The sequence below is a fragment of the Thermosynechococcus sp. M98_K2018_005 genome (assembly GCF_015295825.1).
Classification (GTDB): domain Bacteria; phylum Cyanobacteriota; class Cyanobacteriia; order Thermosynechococcales; family Thermosynechococcaceae; genus Thermosynechococcus.
The window spans coordinates 1-2,100 of sequence record NZ_DVEH01000096.1 but is presented as its reverse complement, the minus strand read 5'-3'; the positions used below and the strand labels follow the sequence as shown (position 1 = coordinate 2,100).

Here is a 2,100-nt window from a genome sequence, read left to right as displayed (position 1 = left end):
CCCGCCAGTTCTTGGCTGACATAGCCCCCAGTAATGTTTTTCTGGAAGAGGGGGAAAAGCTTCTGGAAGAGGGGAAAGTGGTTGCGAAATAGAGGGGTGTCCGCCACACAGCCGGGGTACAAAGAGCTAAAGACAATCCCCGTGGAATCATGGAAGCGGCGATGCAGTTCCCGTGCTGTCAGCATATTGCACAGCTTGCTGTCTTTGTAGGCCTTACCCGACTTGAAGGGCTTGCCGTTAATCATCGCAATGGGTTTCTTGAAGCCCTTTTCAAAGCCTTCGAGGTTGCCCAAATCAGGGGGAGCAGGAATGGGAATTTTACCGCCGAATTCTTTGCGGTTGGCCGTCACCGTGCCGAGAATCACCAAGCGCTTATCGCTTTCGGGAGACTTTTTCAAATCATCGAGGAGGAGGTTGGCCAAAAGAAAGTGCCCCAAATGGTTGGTAGCCACACTGATTTCATAGCCATCTACACTGTAGATCGGTTCCTTGAGCAGGGGATAATAGACGGCGGCATTGCAGACAAGGGCACGCAAGGGGCGATTCAATGCCCGAAATGACTCCACAAAGCCCCGCACGCTAGCCAACGAGGACAAGTCCAAATGCAAAATCGTGTAGGCCTCCGGCGGAATCTGCAAGTCTTTGGCGGCTTGCTCTGCTTTCTCAAGATTGCGGCAGGCCATAACAACGTGCCAGCCCCGATTGGCTAAGGCTTTGGTGGCATACAATCCGACTCCAGAGGATGCACCCGTAATAATGACCGTTGGGCGTGGCTGATCACTCATAGGTTCTGTGGCATACCTGCGGTAACGTCGCTATTGATCCTGCCATAGAAGCGATCGCCCCCTAGGAGCACCCCCAGCGATCATTTACAGTTACTTAATAAATAGACTCGATAGTTAATCAAGTTTTGTATCTAGCTCGCCTCTCCCCTATTTTCAGGATTAACCCGACTCTATGACTATCTCCCAATCTCTACCGCCGTGGCTGCGCAAACCCCTTGGCAAAGCCAGTGAACTCTCCACCGTTCAACGCCTCGTGCGTCACTATGGCATCCACACCATCTGTGAAGAGGGGCGCTGTCCCAATCGCGGTGAATGCTATGCCCAAAAAACCGCCACTTTTTTACTCTTGGGTGCCACCTGTACTCGTGCCTGCGCCTTTTGCCAAGTGGAGAAAGGCCATGCTCCTACTGCGGTTGATCCAGAGGAACCGGCGAAAATTGCGGCCGCTGTGGCTACCTTGGGATTGCGCTATGTGGTTTTAACCTCTGTGGCTCGCGATGACTTGTCGGATCAAGGGGCGGGTCAATTTGTGGCTACCATGCAGGCGATTCGCCAACGCTGTCCCGGCACTGAAATCGAAGTCCTCACCCCCGACTTTCGGATGGATCGGGGTCGGGTGTCCCAACGGGACTGCATTGCCCAAATTGTGGCAGCACAGCCTGCCTGCTACAACCACAACCTTGAAACTGTGCGCCGCCTACAGGGTCCTGTGCGACGGGGTGCCACCTATGAGAGTTCACTGCGGGTCTTGGCCACGGTCAAAGAGCTGAATCCCGACATTCCCACCAAATCAGGACTGATGTTGGGCCTGGGAGAAACTGAGGCAGAGGTGATTCAAACTCTAAAAGATTTGCGAGCGGTGGGGTGCGATCGCCTGACCTTGGGACAATATCTGCCCCCCTCGTTGAATCATTTACCTGTGGTCAAGTATTGGATGCCTGAAGAATTTAACACCTTGGGCAACATTGCACGGGAACTGGGCTTTTCCCACGTGCGATCCGGCCCTCTTGTACGTAGCTCCTACCATGCAGCAGACGCCGCGCCAACCCAAGAAGTCTGGTAGGTACTTCATTCACTCAGGAAAGTATTTGCCCTCTGTGGTGACTATCACAGCTCCCCGCTCACGAATCAACGCCTTGGCTGCACGCTCAACGGGATATCCAAAAAACAGGGGGCGAATTTCCTCAGTCGCTTCCACTTGAGCCACCAGATTCAAAAACCGCTCCCCCTCAGATTCGAGGATATTGCTTTTGACTTCCCCCCGCACCAGAATCGGCTCTTCATGGACTTGACCCCGGATGACCAAATCAAACTC

Annotated in this window: 3 protein-coding genes; 1 reads left to right on the top strand and 2 read right to left on the bottom strand. The window is 53.6% G+C overall.

Annotated features, from left to right (window positions below):
• Positions 1-785 (bottom strand): protochlorophyllide reductase (locus IGQ15_RS11440; protein ID WP_297051907.1); only part of this gene is annotated, 785 nt, incomplete at its 3' end.
• A gap of 172 nt (positions 786-957) precedes the next feature.
• On the opposite strand from IGQ15_RS11440, the gene lipA reads away from it, so the two are divergent.
• Positions 958-1,848 carry a lipoyl synthase gene (lipA, locus tag IGQ15_RS11435; RefSeq protein WP_297051904.1) on the top strand — a complete coding sequence of 297 codons (891 nt, stop codon included), beginning with the start codon at positions 958-960 and terminating at the stop codon, positions 1,846-1,848.
• A 9-nt stretch (positions 1,849-1,857) separates the two neighbouring features.
• Here lipA and IGQ15_RS11430 read toward each other — a convergent pair.
• A partial coding sequence (locus IGQ15_RS11430; protein ID WP_297051901.1) for a hypothetical protein occupies positions 1,858-2,100 on the bottom strand: 243 nt, incomplete at its 5' end.